We start from the raw sequence: 4,653 nt of genomic DNA, 5'->3' as shown, positions 1-4,653 counted from the left end.
AAATGAATGTCCCCGTCACCTGGGATGAATATAAGGGGTACGGAATCATGCATGGTTATAAAATTCCTCCTCTGATGTTCACTACAAAGGAGCTGGCGACTATTTTAGTGGGACTCAATTTTGTGAAATCACAGGTGGACCAAACACTTATCAGCGATGCCAAAGGGGTCGAGCTAAAGATCAAGGAAGTACTGCCCGACGAGCTCCTGCAGTTTATGGAGTCGCTGGGAAAACGGACCGTAGTGGATCCCTATATGAACTTCGGCGCGGAAAAAAAAGAGGGCGGAAACTGGTACCTGATCAGTAATGCTATTGCCGAGAACAAAAAAATCTCTTTCGACTATCGCTCCAAATCGGATAATAGCATTTCGTCCCGCAAAATTGATCCCTATCTTATCGTTTTTTTTAAAGACCATTGGAATGTCATCGGACATTCTCACAAAAGAGAGGCTATTCGCAATTTTATGCTCGATCGCATGTCAAAAGTGGAAGTATTGAGCGAACATTTTGTCCCCCATGGGCAAATCGACGTAGAAGGCCTTATTTTTCGATCTGACGAATCTTTCCAAAAAATAGTGGTAGATGTACACAAGAACAGCGTAAGCCGCTTCAAAGCTAATTTGCCGACGAAGATTATTAAGAATATAAAGAAAAAACCTAATTTATTTAGGATCATATTTGAGTTTAATAACCTGAATTATATTAATAAGTGGTTGCTGCAATTCCATAATGATATTAAAGTGGTTGAGCCAAATGCTTTAATAGAGAAAAGGAATATATTATTGAGAAAAATGATAGATAATAAATATTAATTAATATTATTATGATACAAAAAAGATCGGTGGCTATCATAGGCACTGGTAATGTGGGTGTGGCTGCGGCCTATGCTCTTTTTAATCAGCGCATAGCCAGCGAAATCATACTGGTTGATTTAAATAAAGAACGTGCGGAGGCAGAAGCGATGGATTTAATGCACGGTCAACTGCTCGTAGGAAATGTAAACGTCCGGGCCGGCAACTATAAAGATTTGGGAAATACCCAGGTTGTGGTCGTAACAGCCGGCGTTGGACAATCGTCTCCGGATGAGTCTCGCCTCGAGCTGTTGAACAGGAATGCGGCCGTTTATCAAGATATCATTTCCCGATTGGATGAGCATGCCCCGAATGCGATTCTCATCATCGCAACAAACCCTGTGGATATTCTCACCTACGTCTCTCAACAGCTTAGTAAGCGTGCTCCGCAGCGTATTATCGGTACCGGCACACTCCTGGACACCGCCCGCTTTCGAGCGTTGCTCGGACGTTATTATGACGTGGATCCGCGCTCTGTCCATGCGTATATTCTGGGAGAGCATGGCGATTCGGAGGTACCCATATGGAGCCAGGCAAACATAGGAGGCAAGCTGATTCAGCACAATACGATTCTCGGTAAGCCCTTCAACAGAAAAGCGCTGGATACCCTCTTCGAGGAGTCTAAAAATGCTGCCTATGAGATCATAAAACGCAAGGGATTTACCAATTCAGCCATCGGGGTCGTCATTGCCCGGATTGCGGAGGGGATCCTTGAAGACGAAAAAAGTGTGATTCCGGTGACCGTCTCCTGGGATGGAGAATACGGCATCAGTGATGTCTGTATGAGCCTGCCCAGCAGCGTGGGATTAGCGGGTATTAAACATCGCTTGACGCCCGACCTCAATGATGAGGAGGTAGACGGACTCAAAAATTCGGCCGCTGTCTTGCAGAATAGCCTGGAGGGAATCGCAATTGTGAAATAATTTTGAATCTACCTTTCGTCCACTTACCCCGGGTTATGAGCTTCCCCGGATAGCTGCAAAAACCGGCAGATTTGTTTACCGCAAACTATTCACGAATAAATACTCAATAACTTTTACCTGCCTAATATTATTGAACTTATCCAATTTGTGGTTTAGCTCAGCCAGCTAAAGCAAAAAAGGCTTGCCAAACTTTTATGCTTGGCAAGCCTCAAAATATCAATCAGCCTATCTCCTTGTGCTACAGTCTGTTATGCTTACACCGTAGCATCCTCTTCTTCGTTCACGACGCGCGTGATGGCAGCAATCTTGCCTTCCGAATCGAGCCGCATAATCCGCACACCCTGCGTATTGCGTCCCATGGTCCGTATGTCCCCGCAATTCATGCGAATGACTTTTCCACTTTCCGTGATAACCATCAGGTCATCTTTGTCTGAAACTTCCTTGAGAGCGATCAGCTCGCCGGTCTTCCCGGTCACTTTCAGGGTAATAACCCCCTTCCCGCCCCGACTTTGCTCGCGATAGTCCTCCACCAGCGACCGTTTACCGTAGCCGTTTTCAGAGATCGCCAGCACCGTGGCCTCATGGGTATTCTTGATAACGACCATATCGACCAGTTCGTTATCTTTCCCAAGGCTCATGCCCTTGACCCCCGATGTGTTACGGCCCATATCACGGACCTCATTCTCGTGGAAACGAATCGCGCGGCCTTTCCGGTTGGCCAGTATAATGTTACTCTCGCCATCGGTCAGCGCCGCTTCAAGGAGCGCGTCATTATCGTTGATATTAATACCGATGATACCGTTGCTGCGGGGACGGCTATAGGCCTCCAGAGAAGTTTTCTTCACTTTCCCCTCCCGGGTGGCCATCATAATATAGTGGTTGTTGATGTATTCTTCATCATCGAGCGTTTTAACCGGCACAAACGTTTTAATCGCATCATCCTTCTCAATTTCAATAAGATTAACGATCGCACGTCCCCGTGACAGCCGCGAACCTTCTGGTATTTCATAGACCTTCAGCCAGTAACACTGGCCTTTTTCAGTAAAGAATAAAATATAGTTGTGGTTTGTGGCCACAAAGAGGTGTTCTACGTATTCGTCATCTTTGGTAGTGGTTCCCTTCATGCCCTTTCCACCGCGCTTCTGTCGCCGGTACCCACTGAGCGGCATACGTTTAATAAATCCTTTATTGTTAATCGTAACGACCACATCCTCGTCTGCGATCATATCCTCCACGCTGAAGTCCTCGGCGGAATGCACGATCTGGGTGCGCCGCTCATCGCCGTACCGTTTCTTAAGCTCCAGCAGCTCTTCCTTGATGATATCCGTCTGCCTGTTGCGATCAGAGAGGATATTCCGATACTCGGCAATCTTATCTGCAATCTCACCGTACTCCAGCTCAACTTTATCGCGCTCCAGACCCGTCAGCTTCTGCAGGCGCATGTCCAGAATGGCCTTCGCCTGGATATCCGTAAGCGCAAACTTCCGGCGCAGCGCTTTATTGGCCTCCTTGGGACTGTCTGAAGCCCGGATGGTGCGGATAACCTCATCCAGGTCGTCGAGCGCTATTTTCAGTCCTTCTAAAATATGAGCCCGTGCTTCCGCCTGGTCCAGGTCGTAGAGGGTACGCCGGATAATAATTTCAATCCGGTGTTCCACATAGTGAAAAATCAATTCCTTGAGCGGCATCACCTTTGGACGCCCCTTGACCAGCGCGAGGCTGATGACGCCAAAGGTAGTCTGCATCTGTGTATATTTATACAGCTGGTTCAGCACAATACCGGCATTCGCGCTTCGCTTGAGGACCACCACAATACGCATTCCGTCACGGTCGGATTCGTCGCGGATTTCAGAAATATCCTCAATCTTTTCATTTTCAACGTGACGCGCAATCTTTTTGACCAGCGTCGTCTTGTTCACCTGGTACGGGATCTCGGTAATCACGATCTGCTCGCGTCCCCGCCGCAGTTCCTCCGTCGTACAGCGGGCGCGCAGCGTAATTTTACCGCGTCCCGTTTCATAGGCTTCCTTTACGCCCCCGTATCCGTAAATAATACCTCCCGTGGGAAAATCCGGAGCCGAAATATGCTCCATCAGTTCCTCGCAATCGATATCCGGGTTTTCGATATACGCGACGATCCCGTCGATCGTCTCCTTGATATTGTGGGGAGCCATGTTGGTAGCCATCCCCACGGCAATACCGGAAGCGCCGTTCAACAGCATATTGGGCAGCATACCGGGCATGACCGTCGGCTCCTGGAGGGTGTCGTCGAAGTTATTCTGATAATCGACCGTCTCTTTGTTGATATCGGTCAGCATCTCTTCGGCAATACGCTCCATACGAACTTCCGTATAACGCATAGCCGCCGCGCTGTCGCCGTCAATGGAACCGAAGTTCCCCTGTCCGTCCACCAGCGGGTATCGCAGGGAAAAGTCCTGGACCATCCGCACAATAGAATCATAGACGGCAGAGTCGCCGTGCGGGTGATACTTACCCAGTACCTCACCCACAATTCGGGCGCTCTTTTTATAGTTCCGGTTGTGGAGCATGCCCAGTTCACTCATTCCATAGAGAATACGCCGGTGAACCGGTTTGAGTCCGTCACGGACATCAGGAAGGGCGCGAGACACAATAACCGACATCGAATAATCGATGTACGCCGACTGCATCTCATCTTCTATTGTAACAGGTATAATTTTTTCTCGAGCCATGAAAAAGTTCTTCTAAGTCAGTTGAAAATAAAATTATAAAGATAAGTTCACTTCAAATCGCTAAATATCCAGCGTTGCATACTTGGCATTGCGCTCGATAAATTCGCGCCGGGGTTCCACATCGCCCCCCATGAGCGTAGAGAAGAGCTTGTCGGCAGAAGCCGCGTT

3 protein-coding genes are annotated in these 4,653 nt (G+C 48.2%); 2 read left to right on the top strand and 1 reads right to left on the bottom strand.

Annotation, left to right across the window (positions count from 1 at the left end; translation table 11 throughout):
- Both ACESLU_RS11990 and ACESLU_RS11985 read left to right on the top strand, forming a co-directional pair.
- Positions 1–812: helix-turn-helix transcriptional regulator (locus ACESLU_RS11990; protein ID WP_372638885.1), on the top strand; the 812-nt coding region annotated here is incomplete at its 5' end.
- Between the two features lie 11 nt (positions 813–823).
- Positions 824–1,774 (top strand): L-lactate dehydrogenase, encoded by a 951-nt coding sequence (locus ACESLU_RS11985; RefSeq protein WP_372638884.1) that lies wholly within the window; start codon positions 824–826, stop codon positions 1,772–1,774.
- 254 nt (positions 1,775–2,028) lie between these two features.
- Here the strand turns inward: ACESLU_RS11985 and gyrA are convergent, their stop codons facing one another.
- Positions 2,029–4,485, bottom strand: coding sequence for a DNA gyrase subunit A (gene gyrA / locus ACESLU_RS11980; protein ID WP_372638883.1), 2,457 nt, complete (start codon positions 4,483–4,485; stop codon positions 2,029–2,031).
- Positions 4,486–4,653 lie beyond the last annotated feature (168 nt).

This window comes from Fodinibius sp., from assembly GCF_041642155.1.
Classification (GTDB): domain Bacteria; phylum Bacteroidota; class Rhodothermia; order Balneolales; family Balneolaceae; genus Fodinibius.
The sequence above is the reverse complement of the archived record's forward strand: the minus strand, read 5'-3'. Positions and strand labels throughout refer to the sequence as shown.